The sequence below is a fragment of the Streptomyces mashuensis genome (genome assembly GCF_014654785.1).
Taxonomy (GTDB): domain Bacteria; phylum Actinomycetota; class Actinomycetes; order Streptomycetales; family Streptomycetaceae; genus Streptomyces; species Streptomyces mashuensis.
This window is the reverse complement of the sequence record NZ_BNBD01000009.1, coordinates 172209-191978: the sequence shown is the minus strand read 5'-3', so window position 1 is coordinate 191978 and position 19770 is coordinate 172209. Positions and strand designations below refer to the sequence as shown.

Annotated in this window: 19 protein-coding genes; 5 read left to right on the top strand and 14 right to left on the bottom strand. The window is 73.7% G+C overall.

The window, feature by feature from the left end; translation table 11 throughout:
• Positions 1-135 precede the first annotated feature (135 nt).
• Entirely contained in the window at positions 136-735 is a 600-nt protein-coding gene (locus tag IE305_RS21750) for a hypothetical protein (protein ID WP_190131348.1), read from the top strand.
• 38 nt (positions 736-773) lie between these two features.
• On the opposite strand, the gene IE305_RS21745 is transcribed toward IE305_RS21750, so the two are convergent.
• From IE305_RS21745 to alr, 4 genes are all read right to left on the bottom strand, one after another.
• On the bottom strand, positions 774-968 hold the full coding sequence (locus IE305_RS21745; protein WP_190131347.1) for a hypothetical protein: 195 nt from the start codon (positions 966-968) through the stop codon (positions 774-776).
• 209 nt (positions 969-1177) lie between these two features.
• On the bottom strand, positions 1178-1726 hold the full coding sequence (gene tsaE, locus IE305_RS21740; protein WP_190131346.1) for a tRNA (adenosine(37)-N6)-threonylcarbamoyltransferase complex ATPase subunit type 1 TsaE: 549 nt from the start codon (positions 1724-1726) through the stop codon (positions 1178-1180).
• Between the two features lie 122 nt (positions 1727-1848).
• Complete coding sequence (locus tag IE305_RS21735) at positions 1849-3129, bottom strand: alpha/beta fold hydrolase (protein WP_190131345.1); 1281 nt, start codon at positions 3127-3129, stop codon at positions 1849-1851.
• Position 3130: 1 nt separating this feature from the next.
• On the bottom strand, positions 3131-4348 hold the full coding sequence (alr, locus tag IE305_RS21730; RefSeq protein ID WP_190131344.1) for an alanine racemase: 1218 nt from the start codon (positions 4346-4348) through the stop codon (positions 3131-3133).
• A 211-nt stretch (positions 4349-4559) separates the two neighbouring features.
• Here alr and IE305_RS21725 point away from each other — a divergent pair, with 211 nt between their 5' ends.
• On the top strand, positions 4560-6002 hold the full coding sequence (locus IE305_RS21725; RefSeq protein ID WP_190131343.1) for an NAD(P)H-hydrate dehydratase: 1443 nt from the start codon (positions 4560-4562) through the stop codon (positions 6000-6002).
• A 69-nt stretch (positions 6003-6071) separates the two neighbouring features.
• Here IE305_RS21725 and IE305_RS21720 read toward each other — a convergent pair whose 3' ends face one another.
• The 3 genes from IE305_RS21720 to IE305_RS21710 all read right to left on the bottom strand — a co-directional run bounded on the left by IE305_RS21720 (position 6072) and on the right by IE305_RS21710 (position 8579).
• Positions 6072-6440, bottom strand: coding sequence for a holo-ACP synthase (locus tag IE305_RS21720; protein WP_190131342.1), 369 nt, complete (start codon positions 6438-6440; stop codon positions 6072-6074).
• Positions 6437-8287 carry a glutamine--fructose-6-phosphate transaminase (isomerizing) gene (gene glmS, locus IE305_RS21715; RefSeq protein WP_190131341.1) on the bottom strand — a complete coding sequence of 617 codons (1851 nt, stop codon included), beginning with the start codon at positions 8285-8287 and terminating at the stop codon, positions 6437-6439. The genes IE305_RS21720 and glmS overlap by 4 nt, the downstream gene beginning before the upstream one ends.
• Before the next feature lie 76 nt (positions 8288-8363).
• On the bottom strand, positions 8364-8579 hold the full coding sequence (locus IE305_RS21710; RefSeq protein ID WP_229891329.1) for a hypothetical protein: 216 nt from the start codon (positions 8577-8579) through the stop codon (positions 8364-8366).
• A gap of 318 nt (positions 8580-8897) precedes the next feature.
• On the opposite strand from IE305_RS21710, the gene coaA reads away from it, so the two are divergent.
• Complete coding sequence (gene coaA, locus IE305_RS21705) at positions 8898-9878, top strand: type I pantothenate kinase (RefSeq protein ID WP_190131340.1); 981 nt, start codon at positions 8898-8900, stop codon at positions 9876-9878.
• 81 nt (positions 9879-9959) lie between these two features.
• Here coaA and glmM read toward each other — a convergent pair whose 3' ends face one another.
• The 3 genes from glmM to rplM all read right to left on the bottom strand — a co-directional run bounded on the left by glmM (position 9960) and on the right by rplM (position 12448).
• Positions 9960-11318: a phosphoglucosamine mutase gene (glmM, locus tag IE305_RS21700; protein ID WP_190131339.1), complete on the bottom strand. Its 1359-nt coding sequence runs from the start codon at positions 11316-11318 to the stop codon at positions 9960-9962.
• Between the two features lie 139 nt (positions 11319-11457).
• Complete coding sequence (gene rpsI / locus IE305_RS21695) at positions 11458-11961, bottom strand: 30S ribosomal protein S9 (protein WP_190131338.1); 504 nt, start codon at positions 11959-11961, stop codon at positions 11458-11460.
• 40 nt (positions 11962-12001) lie between these two features.
• A complete protein-coding gene (gene rplM, locus IE305_RS21690; RefSeq protein WP_190131337.1) occupies positions 12002-12448 on the bottom strand; it encodes a 50S ribosomal protein L13 in 447 nt (148 codons plus the stop codon).
• A gap of 278 nt (positions 12449-12726) precedes the next feature.
• Here rplM and IE305_RS21685 point away from each other — a divergent pair, with 278 nt between their 5' ends.
• On the top strand, positions 12727-13752 hold the full coding sequence (locus IE305_RS21685; RefSeq protein WP_229891309.1) for a hypothetical protein: 1026 nt from the start codon (positions 12727-12729) through the stop codon (positions 13750-13752).
• A 46-nt stretch (positions 13753-13798) separates the two neighbouring features.
• Here IE305_RS21685 and IE305_RS21680 read toward each other — a convergent pair whose 3' ends face one another.
• Complete coding sequence (locus IE305_RS21680; protein WP_190131336.1) at positions 13799-14686, bottom strand: hypothetical protein; 888 nt, start codon at positions 14684-14686, stop codon at positions 13799-13801.
• 233 nt (positions 14687-14919) lie between these two features.
• Here IE305_RS21680 and IE305_RS21675 point away from each other — a divergent pair, with 233 nt between their 5' ends.
• Positions 14920-17022, top strand: a complete 2103-nt coding sequence (locus IE305_RS21675; protein WP_190131335.1) for a glycosyltransferase — start codon at positions 14920-14922, stop codon at positions 17020-17022.
• A gap of 64 nt (positions 17023-17086) precedes the next feature.
• On the opposite strand, the gene truA is transcribed toward IE305_RS21675, so the two are convergent.
• From truA to IE305_RS21660, 3 genes are all read right to left on the bottom strand, one after another.
• Complete coding sequence (gene truA, locus IE305_RS21670) at positions 17087-17950, bottom strand: tRNA pseudouridine(38-40) synthase TruA (protein WP_190131334.1); 864 nt, start codon at positions 17948-17950, stop codon at positions 17087-17089.
• An 86-nt stretch (positions 17951-18036) separates the two neighbouring features.
• The gene (gene rplQ / locus IE305_RS21665) at positions 18037-18501 is read right to left on the bottom strand and encodes a 50S ribosomal protein L17 (RefSeq protein ID WP_190131333.1); all 465 of its coding nucleotides are present in this window, start codon (positions 18499-18501) and stop codon (positions 18037-18039) included.
• A 122-nt stretch (positions 18502-18623) separates the two neighbouring features.
• On the bottom strand, positions 18624-19646 hold the full coding sequence (locus IE305_RS21660; RefSeq protein ID WP_004946635.1) for a DNA-directed RNA polymerase subunit alpha: 1023 nt from the start codon (positions 19644-19646) through the stop codon (positions 18624-18626).
• Between the last annotated feature and the right edge of the window lie 124 nt (positions 19647-19770).

Below are 19770 nucleotides of genomic sequence, written 5' to 3'. Positions count from 1 at the left end.
CGGCCGTACGAGAGGGTGGCGCGAGCGGCGCGCGGTGCCCGGCCGGCAGGCCGGGACCGGTGACGAGCGCCCCGCGAACCCTGGACGCCCCGGACGGCGCCGGCGACGAGAAGAAGACGGAAGGGTGTGCGCAGCGTGGCACGGAGCAGCTCGGGGGCCATCGTGGCCGCGCTCACCGCGGCGGCACTGGCGGGGGTCGGCTTCCTGGCGTACCAGGCGGAGGCCGCTCCGGACCACCCTGTGGCGGCGCACGCGGGGACCGCGTCGGGCAGCGCGAAGGAGCAGGGCAAGGGCGGCGACCAGGGCAAGGGGGGCGGCGCCGGCGCCGGCCAGGACGCCCCGAAGGCCGCCGATGCGGTGCCGGAGGGCTCGGGCACGGGGCTGCGGGTCGTCTACGCGCTGGGGCAGAAGCGGGTCTGGCTGGTCGGCGCGGACGGCAAGGCCACGCGGACGTACGAGGTCGCGCCGAGCACGGTGAACCCGCCGCCGGGTACGTACACGGTCACGTCGCGCTCCCCCAACGTCGTGGGGTCGGACGGCATCCCGGTGGAGCACGTGGTGCGGTTCCACCGTGACGTGAACGGCATCGTCTTCGGCTTCAGCGCGGCCGTCGACGGCTCGTCGCCGAGCCCGATGTCGGGGAAGAAGACGGGTGCGATCCGGGAGAAGCCGGCCGACGGGCGGGCCATGTGGGAGTTCGCGGTGAACAACACGAAGATCGTGGTGGTTCCGTAGCCGTGCTTCCGTGACCCGTCGGGCGGTGGTGGGGCCCGTCAGGCGGCGTTGCGGTCCGCCGGGGCGTCCTGAGCAGCGGTGTCGTCGTCCGTCCCGGCCGGGGCGCGGGGCGCCTCGGGCGGGGTCGAGACGGCGTCGGCCGCCGCGCACGACGCCAGGAGGTCGTGCATCGACAGGGGCCTGTCCAAGGGACGGTCGTGCGCCACGGGGGCGGCGGGCTCTCGGTCCGACATGGATGCCTCCCGGGGCAGCTCGGGCGAGGGCTGAGCGGGGCGGAGGCCGGCGGGCCGCAGCTGCGAGTTAGGCAGACCTAACCAAGCCTCCGTACTCCATGTGACCACGCCCGGCGCCCGGCGCGCAACATCTTGCCGACGGCTTGTCGGAAACTACCCCGGCCGGAACCACCCCTGGCCGGGGCCACGCCCGGCGCCGGCGTCCCGGCTCAGCGGCCCAGCGCGGAGAAGTCGGCGTCCGCCCAGCGGTCACCGATGCCGGTCACCGTCACCGTCCGTACGTCCTCGTGGTCACCGGCGGCGTCGTCCGGGTCGGGGGCGTCGGCGCCCACGGCGCGCTCGATGACGACGCGCAGCCGGTCCTCGGAGAGGTCCTCGACCTTGCCGTCGCCCCACTCCACGACGATCACCGATTCGGGGAGCGAGACGTCGAGGTCCAGGTCCTCCATCTCGTCGAGGCCGCCCGACAGCCGGTAGGCGTCGACGTGCACCAGCGCCGGGCCGTCGCCGAGCGGCGGGTGCACCCGGGCTATGACGAACGTGGGGGAGGTCACGGCACCGCGGACGTTCAGCCCCGCGCCCAGGCCGCGCGTGAGCGTGGTCTTGCCGGCGCCGAGCTCACCGGAGAGCAGCACCAGGTCACCGGGGCGCAGCAGACCGGACAGCCGGCGACCCAATTCCCGCATGTCGTCGGCGGACTTGACCGTGAGCTGCGCGGAGGGAACGGCGGGGGTGGTGGTGTCGTGCGGGGCGTTCATACCCGTCGATGGTACGGGGTGCCGGCCGTGTACGGGCCGGCCGCGACCCCGGCCTTCCCCGGAGACCGGCGGGACCCGTCCCCTAGGGCGCCCTGGCCGGGCGCCTTGGCCGGGGCTCCCGGCTAGGGCGTCCCGACCTCGCCGCTCGGCAGCCGGCGTGCCGGTGCGCCCGCGCCCGCCGCCGTGAGCAGGGCGGACAGCTGCGCGTCCACCGTTCCCGGCTGTTCGAGCATGACCAGGTGGCCGGCCCCGGGCACGACGACCAGGGAGGCGGCCGGCAGGGCCTCGGCGATGGCCCGGCTGTGGTCGGCCGGGGTGATCATGTCCTTCTCGCCGGCCAGCACCAGCACCGGACGGCCGTCGAAGGCGCTCAGCGCGTTCGCCTTGTCGTGGGCGTCGAAGGCCGGGTAGAAGGCGGCCACCACGTCCACCGGCGTGGCCTCGATCAGCCGCTCGGCGAACCGCGCCACCCCCGGGTCGACCTCCCGCGACCCGAACGAATAGCGCTTGATGATCCCGCCGAGCAGGTCGGCCGTCGCCCGGCGGCCCTTCTCCACCAGCTCCGTCTGCGCGGACATCAGCTTGAAGGCGCCGGGCAGCACCGTGCGGCGCAGCAGGTTCATGCCGACGGCGGGGAGCCCGTAGGTGACCTCGGAGAGGCGGCCGGAGGACGTGCCGACGAAGGCCGCCCCGACCACGCGTTCCTCGATCAGCCCGGGGTAGTGGGCGGCGAGGGCCATCATCGTCATGCCGCCCATGGAGTGCCCGACCAGCACCAGGGGTCCCTCGGGTGCGGCGGCGTCGATGACGGCCTTGAGGTCGCGGCCCAGCAGGTCGATGCTGACCGGTTCCGTGCCCTCCTCCCGGCCCGGCTCCTGGCCCCTGCCGCGGCCCGAGCGGCCGTGGCTGCGCTGGTCCCAGAAGACGGTGCGCACCGCGCCCCGGAGGGCGGCGCGCTGGAAGTGCCAGGAGTCCTGGCTGAGGCAGTAGCCGTGGCTGAAGACGACCGTGACCGGCGGCGCCGGGCGGCGGCCGAAGAAGCGGCCGGCACGGGCGCAGGTGGCGGGGTCCGGCTCGTCGACCTCGTAGTAGAGCTCGGTGCCGTCCTCGGCGACGGCCCTGCCGGGGGTGCCGCGCAGCGTCCCGTAGGGGGCGACGGAGTCCAGGGCGAGCCGTGCCTTGCGGCGCATGCCGCGGCCGACGGTCAGCCGTTCCATGGCCACGCCGACCGCCGCTCCCGCGGCGACGACGCCGACGGCGGCGCCCGCGATGCCCGCGCCGCGCCGCCAGGCGGCGGCCCCGACGCCCGCGGCACCGCCCTTCACCGCGCCGGGAAGGCCCGTGGCGGTCCTCACGGACGCCGCCGCCGCGCCGAGCGCGCTGTCGCCGCCGCCTTCGGTCATCTCATGCCCCCGCGTCCTCGTCGGCTCCGTTGTCGCTGCCGTGGGCCGTCCGGTCGCCGCCCGTCTCCCCGGCCCCGTCCGGGATCTCTCCGGTATAGACGCGGGGCACCCGCGAGGAGATGCGCGTCACCACTTCATAGGCGATGGTTCCGGTCGCCCGCGCCCAGTCCTCGGCGGTCGGCTCGCCGCGGTCGCCGGGGCCGAAGAGCACCGCCTCGTCGCCCGCCTCGGCGCTGTCGCCGCCCAGGTCGAGCACGAACTGGTCCATCGCGACCCGGCCCGCCACCGTGTACCGCTTGCCGCCCACCATCACCGGACCCGTACCCGAACCGGACCGGGGAATGCCGTCGGCATACCCGAGGGGGACCAGCGCGAGGGTCGTCTCGCCGGGGGTGGTGTACGCGTGGCCGTACGAGATGCCGTGGCCGCCGGGCACGCGCTTGACCGAGGCGAGGGAGGCGGACAGCGTCATCACCGGCCGCAGCCCGAGCTCCTCCGGGGTCCCGACCTCCGGGCTCGGGGATATCCCGTACATGGCGACGCCGGTGCGGACGAGGTCGAAGTGGGCCTCGGGGAGCGTGAGGGTGGCCGGCGAATTGGCGATGTGCCGCACCTCCGGGGCGAGGCCCTGCCGCTCCGCGTAGGCCACCGCGTCCTTGAAGACGTCCAGCTGGGCCCGGATGGAGGGATGGCCGGGCTCGTCGGCGCAGGCGAAGTGCGACCACACACCGGTCACCTTGAGCAGGCCCGCCTCCTCGGCGTCCCGCGCGGCCGCGACGAGCTTCTCCCAGTCGCCGGGCGTGCAGCCGTTGCGGCCCAGGCCGGTGTCGATCTTCAGCTGCACGCGGGCGGGGACGCCGCACTCCCGCACCGCGGCGCACAGCTCCTCCAGCGCCCACAGGCCGCTGACGGACACGTCGATGCCGGCCTCCACGGCCTCCCGCCAGGGGCCGCCGGGCGTCCACAGCCAGCACAGCATCCGGCCGGTGTCACCCGCGGCACGCAGGGCGAGCGCCTCCTGCGGCAGGGCCGTGCCGATCCACTCCGCACCGGCCTGCCGGGCGGCTTTCGCGCAGGGCACCGCGCCGTGACCGTAGGCGTTGGCCTTGACCACGGCCATCAGCTGCGCCCGGGGCGCGCGGGCCCGCAGGGCACGTACGTTGGCCCGCAGGGCGGCCAGGTCGACCAGGGCACGGGCGCGCATCGGTGTCTCACTCATCCCCGTCAGTGTCTCAGGTCACGCGGCCGGGAGGTGCGGTGCGGGGGCGGGCGGCGGGCGGGCAGCAGGCGGGCGGCGGGGGGCGGCAGGGTCCCGGCGCGCTCCCGGCGCACTCCCCGGGACGCCCCCGAGACGATCTCCGGGCGCCCTCCGGGGCCGCTCCGGGGCATTCCGGGTGTTGCCGGCGAGGGCGGTGGGGGACGCTGAGGCCATGAGAACTGGCTACGGCGTGGAGACGGTACGGGCGGCGGAGCGGGCGCTGATGGAGCAGCTGCCCGAGGGCGCGCTGATGCAGCGGGCGGCTGCCGGGCTCGCGGCGGCATGCGCGGAGCTGCTGGGGCGGCGGGTGTACGGGGCGCGGGTCGCGCTGCTCGTGGGCAGCGGCGACAACGGCGGCGATGCCCTCTACGCCGGTGCGCGCCTGGCCCGGCGCGGCGCGGGGGTCACGGCGGTGCTGCTGTCGCCCGGCCGCGCGCACGACGGGGGACTGCGGGCGCTGCGCCGGGCCGGGGGCCGGGCCGTGCCGGCGGACGGGGACGGCGTACGCGCGGTGGCGTGCGCGGATCTGGTCGTGGACGGCATCGTCGGCATCGGCGGCCGGGGCGGGCTGCGGCCGGAGGCGGAGGAGCTGGTCCGGGCCGCGGAGGGGGCCCTGGTCGTGGCCGTGGACCTGCCCAGCGGCGTCGACGCGGACAGCGGCGAGGTGCGGGGCCCGGCGGTGCGGGCCGACGCGACGGTGACCTTCGGCGCGTACAAGCCCGGCCTGCTGGTCGACCCGGCGCGCGAGCACGCGGGGGCGCTGCGGCTGGTCGACATCGGGCTGGGCCCGTGGCTGCCGGAGGAGCCGGAGATGGAGGCCCTGCAGCACGCGGACGTCGCGGCGCTGCTGCCGCGGCCGGCGGCGGAGAGCGACAAGTACCGGCGGGGCGTGGTCGGCGTCGTCGCCGGCTCCGCCCGCTACCCGGGCGCGGCGGTGCTGGCGGTCGCGGGCGCGCTGAGCGGCGGCGCGGGCGCGGTGCGGTACGCCGGGCCGGCGGCGGACGCGGTCGTCGCCCGCTTCCCGGAGACGCTGGTCACCGCGGGCCCGCCGGGGAAGGCGGGCCGGGTGCAGGCGTGGGTGGTCGGCCCCGGCCTGGGCGACGACGCGGCCGCCCACCAGGCCCTGGAGGACGTCCTGGCCTCCGACGTCCCGGTGCTGGTGGACGCGGACGGACTGCGCCTGCTGGACCCCGAGGCGGTCCGCACCCGTGCCGCGGAAACCCTCCTGACCCCGCACGCGGGCGAGGCGGCGGCCCTGCTGGGCCTGGCCCGGGAGGAGGTCGAGGCGGCCCGCCTCTCCTCGGTACGGGCCCTGGCACGGCGCTTCGGCGTGACGGCCCTGCTCAAGGGCTCCACCACGCTGGTCGCCGCGACCTCGGGCCCGGTCCGCGTCAACCCGACGGGCACCCCCTGGCTGGCCACGGCAGGCAGCGGCGACGTCCTCTCGGGCCTGACGGGCTCCCTCCTCGCCGCGGGCCTCCCGGCCCTGGACGCCGCCTCGGCCGGCGCGTACCTCCACGGCCTGGCGGCCCGCCGCCTGGGCCCGGCGCCGCTGACGTCGATCGGGGTGGCGGAGGAACTGAGGGAGGTGTGGCTGGATGTCTCGTCCGGGTGAATGGTCGAGGACCACGGGCGGGCCTGGTGATCCTCGACCTGGACCTGAATCCGCAGCAGCGGGCCGCCCCTATCCCTCCGCCACCACCACCGCCGAGGCCACGCCCGCGTCGTGGCTGAGCGACACGTGCCAGCTGCGCACGCCCAGTTGTTCCGCGCGGGCCGCCACCGTGCCCGTCACCTCCAGGCGCGGCCGGCCGCCCGGTTCCGTCACCACCTCGGCGTCCGTCCACAGCAGCCCCGGCGGCGCGCCCAGCGCCTTCGCCAGCGCCTCCTTGGCCGCGAACCGGGCCGCCAGGGACGCGATGCCCCGGCGGTCACCGCTCGGCAGGTACAGCTCGCGCTGGACGAAGAGCCGGTCCGCCATGCCCGGCGTGCGGCGCAGCGCCGCCTCGAACCGCTCGATCTCGGCGACGTCGATACCGACTCCGACGATCACTCGACCGTCACCGACTTGGCCAGGTTGCGCGGCTGGTCGACCTCGTTGCCGCGGGCCGTGGCCAGTTCGCAGGCGAAGACCTGGAGCGGCACGGTGGCGACCAGCGGCTGGAGCAGCACCGGCGTCACCGGGATCTCCACCAGGTGGTCCGCGTACGGGCGCACCGCCTCGTCGCCGCGCTCGGCGATGACGATGGTGCGGGCGCCGCGGGCCCGGATCTCCTGGATATTGGAGACGATCTTGTCGTGCAGCACCGAGCGGCCGCGCGGCGACGGCACGACGACGACCACCGGCACGTCCTTCTCGATGAGCGCGATCGGCCCGTGCTTGAGCTCGCCGGCGGCGAAGCCCTCGGCGTGCATGTACGCGAGCTCCTTGAGCTTGAGCGCGCCCTCCAGGGCCACCGGGTAGCCCACGTGCCGGCCCAGGAAGAGCACCGTGTTCTGGTCGGCGAGGGAGCGGGCCAGTTCGCGCACCGGCTCCATCGTCTCCAGCACCTCCTCCACCTCCCGGGCGATCCGCGCCAGGTCGTGGACGACGGAGCGGACCTCGTCGCCCCACTTGGTGCCGCGCACCTGCCCCAGGTAGAGCGCCACCAGGTAGCACGCCACGAGCTGGGTCAGGAACGCCTTGGTGGAGGCGACGGCCACCTCCGGCCCGGCGTGCGTGTACAGGACGGCGTCGGACTCGCGGGGGATCGTCGAACCGTTGGTGTTGCAGATGGCCAGCACCCGGGCGCCCTGCTCACGGGCGTGCCGCAGCGCCATCAGGGTGTCCATCGTCTCGCCCGACTGGCTGATGGCGATGACCAGCGTGCGATGGTCCAGGATCGGGTCGCGGTAGCGGAACTCGCTGGCCAGCTCGGTCTCGCAGGGGATGCGGGTCCAGTGCTCGATGGCGTACTTGGCGATGAGCCCGGCGTGGTACGCCGTGCCGCAGGCCACGATCACCACCTTGTCGACCTCCCGCAGCTCCGCGGCGGGGATGCGCACCTCGTCGAGCAGCAGCGCGCCACCGGCGTCGATGCGGCCCAGCAGCGTGTCGGCGACGGCCTTGGGCTGCTCGGCGATCTCCTTGAGCATGAAGTAGTCGTAGCCGCCCTTCTCGGCGGCGGAGGCGTCCCAGTCGACGTGGTACCTGCGCACGTCGTCGGCCGGCGCGCCGTCGAAGCCGGTGACGACGACGCCCTCGCGGCGCAGCTCGACGACCTGGTCCTGGCCCAGCTCGATGGCCTCCCGGGTGTGGGCGATGAACGCGGCCACGTCGGAGGCGAGGAAGTTCTCGCCGTCGCCGACCCCCACCACCAGCGGCGAGTTGCGGCGCGCGCCCACCACCACGTCCGGGTCGTCGGCGTGCACCGCCACCAGCGTGAACGCACCCTCCAGGCGGCGGCACACCTGCCGCATCGCCTCGGCCAGGTCGCCGCAGGAGGAGAAGGACTCCGCCAGCAGGTGCGCCACGACCTCGGTGTCGGTCTCGGAGGTCAGCCGGTGCCCGCGCCCCGCCAGCTCCTCGCGGAGCTCGGCGAAGTTCTCGATGATGCCGTTGTGGACGACGGCCACCCGGCCGGCGTTGTCGAGGTGGGGGTGGGCGTTGGCGTCCGTCGGGCCGCCGTGCGTGGCCCAGCGGGTGTGCCCGATCCCGGTCGGCCCGGACGGGATGGGCCGGTCGGCCAGCTCCTTCTCCAGGTTGGCCAGCTTGCCGGCCTTCCGCGCCGCGGCCAGCCCGCCGTCGGCCAGGACCGCGACCCCGGCCGAGTCATAGCCGCGGTACTCCAGCCGCCGCAGCCCCGCCAACACCACATCGAGGGCGCACTGCCCTCCCACATAGCCAACGATTCCGCACATGGAGTGCAGCGTACGGCTCCGTGCCCGCCGCCCGTGGGTCAACGCCGCGCAAGGTCGCCGCCACCACCGGCACCGCTCAACGCCCGCGTTCGATCCGGTCGATGGCGTCCTGCACCAGCTCCAGGTACTCCACCTCCTCGCAGCGCGGCTTGCTGCCGAGCACGTACCGGTCCAGGCAGTCGTCGAGGTCCTGCCCGAGGTCCTCGTCGGGCAGGTCGGCGGCGAGGTCGCCGCGCACGCGTTCCGCGAAGAGCTCCCGCGCGCCGGGGCCCGCGCTCCCCCGGCGCGCCACAAGTCGCCGTACGCCCCTGCGGGCACGGCGGAGCACAAGGCGGAACACGAACACGGGACCCTCGCACGTGGGGGGGGAGGTGGGGGTGGTGGGGAAGGTGGGGGGAGTGATGTGGGGCAGGCGCTGGACGTTATTCCTGACGCGGGGGTAAGTACAGACCCTCCGCGGAACTTCACTCACCGGCACGCCGCGGCCCCCCTCCGTCACCGTCCCGGCCCGCCCCCGCCACCGGTACGGACGCGCGCGTTACCGCACGTCACCCCGGTGAACGCCACCCCGGCGGGTGCCCCCGACGACCCGGCCGCGCACAATGGCCCCGTGCCCACCACCACCGAGCAGCCGCAGCAACGACGCCGCGCGGACACGTCGCCCTTCGTCGACCTGACCCGCGCCGAGTGGAGCGCGCTGCGCGAGAACACCCCGCTGCCGCTGACGGCCGAGGAGGTGGAGCGGGTGCGCGGGCTCGGTGACGTGATCGACCTGGACGAGGTGCGGGACATCTACCTGCCGCTGTCCCGGCTGCTCAACCTCTACGTGGGCGCCACCGGCAGCCTGCGCGGCGCCCTCAACACGTTCCTGGGCGAGAAGGGCACGCAGCGCGGCACGCCGTTCGTCATAGGCGTGGCCGGCAGCGTGGCGGTCGGCAAGTCGACCACGGCCCGGCTGCTGAAGGCGCTGCTGGCCCGCTGGCCCGAGCACCCGCGCGTCGAGCTGGTCACCACGGACGGCTTCCTGCTGCCCAACGCCGAGCTGCACGCCCGCGGCCTGATGTCGCGGAAAGGTTTCCCCGAGTCGTACGACCGGCGGGCGCTGACCCGGTTCGTGGCGGCCGTGAAGGCCGGCAAGGACGAGGTGAGCGCGCCGGTCTACTCGCACCTCACCTACGACATCGTGCCCGGCGAGCGGCTGACCGTGCACCGCCCGGACATCCTCATCGTCGAGGGCCTGAACGTGCTCCAGCCCGCCCTGCCGGGCAAGGACGGGCGCACCCGGGTGGGGCTCGCGGACTTCTTCGACTTCAGCGTGTACGTCGACGCGCGCACCGAGGACATCGAGCGCTGGTACTACGAGCGGTTCCGCAAGCTGCGCGCGACCGCCTTCCAGGACCCCAGCTCGTACTTCCGCCGCTACACGGAGGTCTCCGAGGAGGAGGCCATGGACTACGCGCGCCGGAACTGGCGCACCATCAACCAGCCCAACCTGCTGGAGAACGTGGCCCCCACGCGGGGACGGTCCAACCTCATCCTGCGGAAGGGACCGGACCACAAGGTGCAGCGGCTCTCCCTGCGCAAGCTGTAGACGGCCCCGAAGGCCCCCCAAAGAACAAGAGAGGGCCGGGGCTTCCGCCCCGGCCCTCCTGAAATGCTTTCAGCGGACGTCTCAGCCCAGCGCCGTCTTCACCACGTCCGCGAGCTGCTCCGCCACCGCGCGCGCCTGCTCGTGGTCGGCGGCCTCCACCATCACGCGGACCAGCGGCTCCGTGCCCGACGAGCGCAGCAGCACCCGGCCGGTGGAACCCAGCTCGCGCTCGGCGGCGTTCACCGCGGCCGCCAGCTCCTCGGAGGAGCCCACCCGGGTCTTGTCCACGTCCCGCACGTTGATCAGCACCTGCGGGAGGCGCTCCATCACGCCGGCCAGCTCCGCCAGCGGGCGGCCGGTGGCGGCGACGCGGGCCGCCAGCATCAGGCCCGTCAGGGTGCCGTCGCCGGTTGTGGCGTGGTCGAGGACGATGACGTGGCCGGACTGCTCGCCGCCCAGGGCGAAGCCGTTGGCCTTCATCTCCTCCAGGACGTAGCGGTCGCCGACCGCGGTCTGCACCAGCTGGACGCCCTCGCGCTCCATGGCCAGCTTGAAGCCGAGGTTCGACATGACCGTGGCCACGACCGTGTTCTTGCGCAGAGCGTCCTGCTCGCGCATGGCGAGCGCCAGCACCGCGAGGATCTGGTCGCCGTCGACCTCCTCGCCCTTGGCGTCGACGGCCAGGCAGCGGTCGGCGTCGCCGTCGTGCGCCACGCCCATGTCGGCGCCGTGCTCGACGACGGCGGCGCGCAGCTTCGCCAGGTGCGTGGAGCCGCACTCGTGGTTGATGTTGAGGCCGTCGGGGTCGGTGCCGATGGTGATCACCTCGGCGCCGGCCCGGGAGAACGCCTCGGGCGAGACGCGGGAGGCCGCACCGTGGGCGCCGTCGATGACGACCTTGAGGCCGTCGAGGCGGTTGGGGAGGACACCGATCAGGTGGGCGACGTAGTTGTCGAAGCCCTGGTCGTAGTCGCGGACGCGGCCGACGCCGGCACCGGTGGGACGGTCCCAGGGCTCGCCGGAGGCGTGCGCCCGGTAGGTCTCCTCGATGCGGTCCTCCAGCTCGTCGGCCAGCTTGTGGCCGCCGCGCGCGAAGAACTTGATGCCGTTGTCGGGCATGGCGTTGTGGCTGGCGGAGAGCATCACGCCGAGGTCCGCGCCCAGCACGCCGGTGAGGTAGGCGACGGCGGGCGTGGGCAGCACGCCCACCCGCAGCACGTCGACGCCGGCGCTGGCCAGGCCGGCCACCACCGCGGCCTCCAGGAACTCCCCGGACGCGCGGGGATCGCGGCCGACCACCGCCACCGGGCGGTGGCCCTCGAACGTGCCCGCCTCGGCGAGCACGTGCGCCGCCGCGACCGACAGGCCGAGCGCGAGCTCCGCCGTCAGATCGGCGTTGGCGACACCGCGCACACCGTCCGTACCGAAGAGTCGTCCCACTGGTGTCCTCCGAGAAGAGCGGGGCGGGGCCTGGGCTCGGGCCCCTGAACAGATGAGCGTTCCCTGGGTGGGATGACCGAACGCCCCGGCGGCACGGAGCGTGCCACCGGGGCGTTCGGGCAGTGCTGCAGCGCGGAGATTAGCGCTTGCTGTACTGCGGAGCCTTGCGGGCCTTCTTCAGACCGGCCTTCTTGCGCTCGACCGCACGGTCGTCGCGCTTCAGGAAGCCGGCCTTCTTCAGCGGGCCGCGGTTCGCGTCCACGTCCGCCTCGTTCAGCGCACGGGCCACACCCAGGCGCAGGGCGCCGGCCTGGCCGGACACGCCGCCACCCGCGATGCGGGCGATGACGTCGTAGCGGCCCTCGAGCTCGAGCACCTTGAAGGGCTCGTTGACTTCCTGCTGGTGCACCTTGTTGGGGAAGTAGTCCTCAAGGGTGCGACCGTTGATCTTCCACTGACCGGTGCCCGGAACGATCCGGACGCGGGCGATGGCGTTCTTGCGACGACCCAGGCCGGCGGCCGGCTGGGGCTCGCCGAAGCGGGACGCGAGCGACTCGGAGGTGTACTCCGACTCGACGACCTCGGTCTCGGTGGTGTACTCCTCGACGCCCTCGAGCGGCATCTCGGCGGTGGTCTCAGCCACGATTCTCCTCAGACTTTCTAAGTTAGGCGGTGGCTGGGACTCAGCCCTGCTTGACCTGGGTGATCTCGAACGGGACGGGCTGCTGGGCGGCGTGCGGGTGCTCGGAGCCCGAGTAGACCTTCAGCTTCGAGAGCATCTGACGGCCGAGGGAGTTCTTCGGCAGCATGCCCTTGACGGCCTTCTCGATGGCCTTCTCCGGGTTCTTGTCCAGCAGCTCGTCGTAGCGGACGGAGCGCAGACCACCCGGGTAACCGGAGTGGCGGTAGGCCATCTTCTGGATGCGCTTGTTGCCGGACAGGTGCACCTTGTCGGCGTTGACGATGACGACGAAGTCGCCCATGTCAACGTGCGGCGCGTAGACGGGCTTGTGCTTGCCGCGGAGCAGCGACGCGGCCGTGGAGGCCAGACGACCCAGGACGACGTCCTGGGCGTCGATGACGTGCCACTGGCGCTGGACGTCGCCGGGCTTGGGGCTGTACGTACGCACGGTCGTAGCCTTCGCTTCTTCGTGAATGGGTCCTGTACTAGGCCACCCTGACGATCACAACAGCGCTGCCGCGCACACGGGGACGCAACCCGGGTGCCTGCCGCTGGTCATCGGTCCGGTGGACCTGCGTAAGGGCCCCTCACGTGAGATCGAGCAAGCCAATACGCATAACGAACCCACAGGGTACCGGGCGGCCGTCGTCCGGGTCAAAACGTACCCACCGATTTTCATCGCGGCCACCCGCCCCCGGCCCGACCAGCCGGTTTACGATGCGGCCCATGAGCTTTGGGCCGCCCCCGCCACCCCTGCCGGACCAGCCGAGCCAGCCCCAGCAGCCCCACCCGGCACACCAGCCGCTGCCGCCCTGGCAGCAGCCCGCCCCGGGCGGCCCCGGCGCCCCCCAGGACCCGGCGGCGCCCACTCCCGCGGCGCCCACCCCCACCGCGCCCGGTGCGGCGCCCGCGCCCGGCGCCGCGCCCGCCCCCGCCGCGGCCACCCCCGACTGGGAGCGGCTGGCCGACTCCACCGCCTCCCGGGCCCGCCGCCGCACATGGCTGCTGGCCGGCGGCGGCGTCGTGGTCGCCGGCGCGGTGGCCGCCGGCGTGGCCTTCGCCGTGGCCGGCGGCGGCAAGGGCGGCACGCCCTCGCAGGCCGCCTCGCACGCCCCCGGCCCGCAGAACCCGGAGCCCAGCTTCTCGCCGGTCGCCCCGCCCAACCCGCGCGACCTCATATCCAGCAGCGAGAAGGACACCGCCCCGCTCACCACCAAGACCTTCTTCCCGCACTCCCGGCCCGTCCTCGACAAGCGCGCCTACCAGCGCGCGGCCACCGACACCACCACCGACTGCGCCTCGGTCACCCACGGCGGCCTGGGCAAGGTCCTCACCGACAACGGCTGCCGGAAGGTGCTGCGCGCCACCTACACGAGGGACGGCGTGGCCGTGACCGTCGGCGTCGCCGTCTTCGACACCAAGGCCGCCGCGGACCGCGTCAAGGAACAGTCCACCGGCAACATCACCGCACTGCCCGGCGACAACGGCGGCCCCTCCTTCTGCCAGGGCCCCGCCTGCCGGCTCACCGCGAACGCCGAGGGCCGCTACGCGTACTTCACCGTCGCCGGCTACACGGACGGCACCGCCGTGACCGCCGACGACAAGAAGGCCCTCCAGGCCGGCCGGGACGTGGCCGGCTACACCTTCCGCCGGATCATGGCCCGCGCCAACGCCCAGGCCACCGCCTCGGCCGACCCCTCCAAGGGCAACGCGGCCACCAAGGCCTCGGCGACGATCACGTCCACGGGCTGAGCCACGACCACCGGACGGGCCGGCGGACCCGGCGGCGCCGGAGGCGTCACTCCGGCCCGTCCCCCGCCTCCCCGTCCTCGTCGGCCCCCGGCCCCGCCGGGGTGTGCGGGGGCGGCACGGTCGGCGGCCGCTCCGCGCCCGCCAGCCGCTCCACCTTCGCGATCTGCGCCCTGACCAGCGCCTCCGGGATCTCCACGGCGTCCGGGTCGGCCAGGTTGGTGGCGAAGAACATCGCCAGCGTGCGCCCGCTGCGCACCACCGTCACCAGGCTCGGCGCCCGCTCCGCGACGTTGTCCAGCCGGTACGCCACCGCCTCGTCGCCCACGTCGGGCGCCCGCAGCGTCCGGACCGCCGCGAACTCCTGCGGCTGCCCCTCGCCCGTGTGCATCGCGAAGCCGTCCTCGCAGGTCAGCGCCGCTTCCCGGAGCTGCCGCAGCGTGGTCTCCGCGCCGTCGCCCTCGTACGCCGCGACGCGGATCGTGCCCAGCAGCCCCTGGAAGCCGTCGCCCGAGGCGCGCGCGAAGGTGTTCACCACCGAGGCCACCGGCTCCGGCTGCGGCTGCGAGCCCAGCGCGGCGACCAGCGGCCGGCACGGGGCGTCGTCCGTGGTCGGGCGGCCGTTCCCCGCGGTGCCCCGCGAGGCCCGCTCGACCACCAGGCCCGGCACCTCGCGCGACGCCAGCTGCACATGGCGCAGCTGCACGGCGCTGAGCACCCGCACCGCCCGGCTGTCGTCCTTGCCCTCTACGGCCCCGTCCCGCACCGGCCCGCCGGCGGCGGCCCCGCCGCCGTCCGGGGAGCCGCCCGGCGGCGCACAACCCGCCGCGAGCCCCAGCGTGACCGCCGCCCACGCCAGCGCCAGCCCCGACCGGACGCCCACGCAGACGGCGTGCCGTCCGTTCCTGATGCCTTCGCCGCCCCTCGACGCACCCACCGAGCCGGCCTCCTCCACACCTTCTTGCGACGTGACCCAGGCCACAATGTAGGCTGCGCAGGCAACCGAAATCCCTCCCAACGGTCTTAACCGGCGGATCGGACCGCGACATCCCACCTACGGGACCACCGACGGGACGCCCACGGACCGACCAGCAGGGGACGACCCGGACACCACCCAGGCCAGGGGGAAGGACGGACGCGGCGCGCTCGGCGCGGCGCGCACACACCGCCATGAAGATCTCTTTCCTTTTGCAGAACGCCTACGGCATCGGCGGCACCATCCGCTCGACGTTCAACGTCGCCAGCGCGCTCGCCGCCCGCCACGACGTGGAGATCGTCTCGACGCTCCGTACCGGCGACAAGCCCAAGCTCCCCCTTCACCCGAAGGTGAAGCTGGTCAACCTGATCGACCAGCGCGCCGAGAAGGGCGCCGACCGCGACCACGCCCTGCTGGGCCGTGACAGCCAGTACATCCCGCCGGTCGAGGCCAAGGGCGCCCACTTCAGCGCCCTCACCGACCAGCGCGTCGCCGAGCACCTGGCCGAGACCGACGCCGACGTCGTCATCGCCACCCGCCCCGGCCTCGTGATGTACCTCGCCGAGTTCGGCCAGGACCGCTACCTGCGCATCGGCCAGGAACACCGGATCTACGGCACCCACGAGCCCAACATCCGCGCCTACCAGGACGCCTCCATCCCGCACCTGGACGCGCACACCACGGTCTCCGAGGCGGACGCCCGCACCCACCGCGAGCAGTTCCCCGACGTCAAGACGAAGATCGTCTGCCTGCCCAACGGCTGCCCGCCCTCCGAGGTCGAGCCCTCCGACGGCACCGCCAAGCTCGTCGTCGCCGCCGGCCGGCTCATCCCCGTCAAGCGCTACGACCTGCTGGTCAGCGCCTGGGCCACGGTCGCCGCCAGCCGCCCCGACTGGAAGCTGCGCATCTACGGCCGCGGCCCCGAGCAGGCCAAGCTGCGCGCCCAGATCGACAAGCTCGGCCTCAACGAGCACATCACCCTCATGGGTGCCCACTCCCCCATCGAGACCGAGTGGGCCAAGGGCTCCATCGCCGCCGTGACCTCCCGCGAGGAGTCCTTCGGCATGACGATCGTCGAGGCCATGGGCTGCGGCGTGCCCGTCGTCGCCACCGACTGCCCGCACGGCCCCGGCGAGATCATCACCGACGGCGAGGACGGCCTCCTCGTCCCCGTCGGCGACAGCGACGCCATCGCCAAGGGCCTGCTCAAGCTGATCGAGGACGACGAGCTGCGGCGCACCATGGGCCGCGCGGCCCGCGAATCCGCCAAGCGCTACGCCCCCGAACGCATCGCCGACGCGTACCTCGAACTGATCGACAGCCTCGGCGGCCCCCGCGTCACCAGCACCACCGTGCAGCCCGCCGCCGCCACGGCCCAGCGGCTGCCGCTGGCCCGGCGACTGCGCCGCACCGCCGGACGCCTGCTGCGGCCGCTGCGCCGCCGCCCGGTGGCCAGGGCCGCCAAGCCGCCGGTGAAGAAGGTCCTCAAGGACATCGTGGTGCGCAAGCCGCTGCGCCCCGTGGCCTCCTGCCGCATCGACGCGCGGGGCAACATCGTGGTGCTCGTGCAGCGCAAGGGCATCAGCGGCGACAAGCTGTCGCTGACCGTCACCCGCCGCAAGGAGGGCAAGCCGGTCTCCGTGCCGCTCGTGCCGGACCCCGACGGCGGCCCGTACCGCGCCGTCCTCGACCGCTCCGAGCTGCGGCTCGGCGAGGGCCGCTGGGACCTGCACGTCGTCCGTGAGGACGACAAGGCGCGCCGCCGCGTCGTCTCGCACCTCGCGGAGGGGCGCGGCCTGATCGACCTGGAGCCGCTGCCGGGCTCGCCGTTCACCTGGTGGGCGCCGTACCCGACCGTCGACGGCTACCTGGCGCTGCGCGCCTGGCACCGCGACGCGCACGCGGAGGCCACGATCATCCGTACGGGCACGGAGTCCTTCCTGGTGGAGGGCCGGCTGTACGGCGCGGAGCTCGGCGGGAGCGCCACGCTCGTCGGCACGCCGCGGGACGGGGCGACGGCGCAGCCGGTGTCGCTGGACGCCGAGGTGGTCGACGCCGTGTCCTTCCGCGTGACGGTGCCGCACGAGGTGCTGCGCGCGGCCGGTACGGAGGGGGCCACGTGGGACCTGGCGCTGCGGCTGGACGGCCGGGCGGAGCCCGTGCGGATCGGGCGCATCATCGGGGACATCGTCGACCGCAACAAGACGGACATCTACCCGACGGTGGGCGGCGTGCGGCCGTACATCACGATGGGCAGTGACCTCGCCGTGAACCTGCCGGTGCCGGCCTCGGCCTGACGCGCCGCGCATTCCTCATGCGTAAGGGGGCTCCCTCGGGAGCCCCCTTACGCATGGGCGCCGCCTAGCAGCAGCCCGAGATCGCCCCGCCCGGCAGCGTGCGCCGGTTGCGGGCCGCCAGGTTGCGGGCCGCCAGTTCCGAGTCGGCCGGGTAGCCGACCTCCTCCAGCGTCAGGCCGTGCGGCCGCACCACGTGGACCGCCGAGTCGCGGACGCCGGCCGCCAGGACCTTGCCCGGCCAGTCCACCGGGCGGTGGCCGTCGCCGACGTGCAGCAGGGCGCCCACCAGCGAGCGCACCATGTTGTGGCAGAAGGCGTCCGCCCGCACCGTCGCCGTGACGACACCGGACGCGTCCCGCACCCAGTGCAGCTGCTGGAGGGTGCGGATGGTCGTCGCGCCCTCGCGGCGCTTGCAGTACGCCGCGAAGTCGTGCTCGCCCAGCAGCGCCTCCGACGCCTCGTTCATCGCGTCGACGTCCAGCGACCAGTCGTGCCACAGCACGTGCCCGCGCAGCAGCGGGTCCACGCCGCCGGGGTGGTCGACGACCCGGTACGCGTACCGCCGCCAGATCGCCGAGAAGCGCGCGTTGAACCCGGCGGGGGCCTCCTCCGCGCGCCACACCCGGACGTCGTGCGGCAGCCGGCCCGCGAGCCGGCGCAGCAGCTTGTCCCGGTGCTCGGCCCACACCTCGTCCGGCAGGTCGACGTGCGCGACCTGACCCCGGGCATGCACGCCGGCGTCGGTACGGCCGGCGACCGTGAGCTCGTACGTCTCCTTCGACCGGGTCACGGTCCGGATCGCGTCCTCCAGCTCGCCCTGGACCGTGCGCCGGCCCTCGCGCTGCTTCGCCCAGCCGGAGAAGTCCTTGCCGTCGTACGACAGGTCCAGCCGCACCCGGACGTAGCCGGGCTCCACCTCGTCACTCACCGAGTGCTTCCTCTCACCGTGCACAGAATGCGGGACGGGCCCGCCCCCGGAAGGGGCGGGCCCGTCACTGACACGCATCAGCCGTGTCAGGCGTCCTTCGACTCCTCGGCCGGAGCCTCGGCAGCGGCCTCGGACTCCTTGACCGCGCGCTTGGTCGCGGCCTCGGCCTCGGCAACGGTCGCCTTCTTCGCGATCTCGCCCTCGACCAGCTCGATGACCGCCATCGGGGCGTTGTCGCCACGACGGTTACCGATCTTGGTGATGCGGGTGTAGCCACCCGGACGCTCGGCGAAGCGCGGAGCGATCTCGGTGAAGAGGGTGTGGACGACGCCCTTGTCGGTGATCGTCTGCAGCACCTGGCGACGGTTGTGGATGTCGCCCTTCTTCGCCTTGGTGATCAGGCGCTCGGCGACCGGACGCAGGCGGCGGGCCTTGGCCTCGGTCGTCGTGATGCGGCCGTGCTCGAAGAGCGCCTTGGCGAGGTTCGCCAGGAGCAGCTTCTCGTGCGCGGCGCTGCCGCCGAAACGGGCACCCTTGGTGGGACGCGGCATGGTGTTTCTCCTAGGTGTCTGCCCCGGCCGTATCAGGTACCGGAGTCAGTATCCGAGCAGGCGGTCGCCTGTCGGAGATCCGGGACACGCCCCGAAGGGGTGCCCCGGAAGGCGGGGACCGATCAGTACTGCTCGGTCTCCACGAAACCCGCGTCCGCGTCGTCGTCGGCGCCGAAGGCGTCCGCGGCGGCGGTCGGGTCGAATCCGGGCGGGCTGTCCTTGAGGGCCAGGCCCATGCCGGCCAGCTTCGCCTTGACCTCGTCGATCGACTTCGCACCGAAGTTGCGGATGTCGAGCAGGTCGGCCTCGGAGCGGGCGACGAGCTCACCCACGGAGTGGATGCCCTCGCGCTTGAGGCAGTTGTAGGAGCGGACCGTGAGCTCCAGCTCCTCGATCGGCAGCGCCAGGTCGGCGGCCAGGGCGGCGTCCGTGGGGGACGGGCCCATGTCGATGCCCTCGGCGTCGATGTTCAGCTCGCGGGCCAGGCCGAACAGCTCGACCAGGGTCTTGCCGGCGGACGCCATGGCGTCGCGCGGGCGCATGGCCTGCTTGGTCTCGACGTCGACGATCAGCTTGTCGAAGTCGGTGCGCTGCTCGACACGGGTCGCCTCGACCTTGTAGGTGACCTTGAGCACCGGCGAGTAGATGGAGTCGACCGGGATGCGGCCGATCTCCTGGCCCACCTGCTTGTTCTGGACGGCGGAGACGTAGCCGCGACCGCGCTCGACGGTCAGCTCCATCTCCAGCTTGCCCTTGGCGTTCAGCGTCGCCAGGACCAGGTCGGGGTTGTGCACCTCGACACCGGCCGGCGGGGCGATGTCCGCGGCGGTGACCAGGCCGGGGCCCTGCTTGCGCAGGTACATCACGACCGGCTCGTCGTGCTCCGAGGAGACGACCAGCTGCTTGATGTTGAGGATGAGGTCGGTGACGTCCTCCTTGACGCCCGGCACGGTGGTGAACTCGTGCAGGACACCGTCGATGCGGATGGACGTGACAGCCGCACCCGGGATCGAGGAGAGGAGCGTACGACGCAGGGAGTTGCCGAGGGTGTAGCCGAAGCCCGGCTCCAGCGGCTCGATGACGAACCGGGAACGGAACTCGTCCACGACCTCTTCGGTCAGCGAGGGGCGCTGAGCGATCAGCATGTGGGGATCAGATCCTTCAGTCGTGGGCGCCCGCTATTTGACGCCCGTCGGTACTGCAAGGGTACGGGCGGCACGGCCGGAAAGGCCGTACCGCCCGAGAAACCGCTGGTGAGCGGCGACGCGT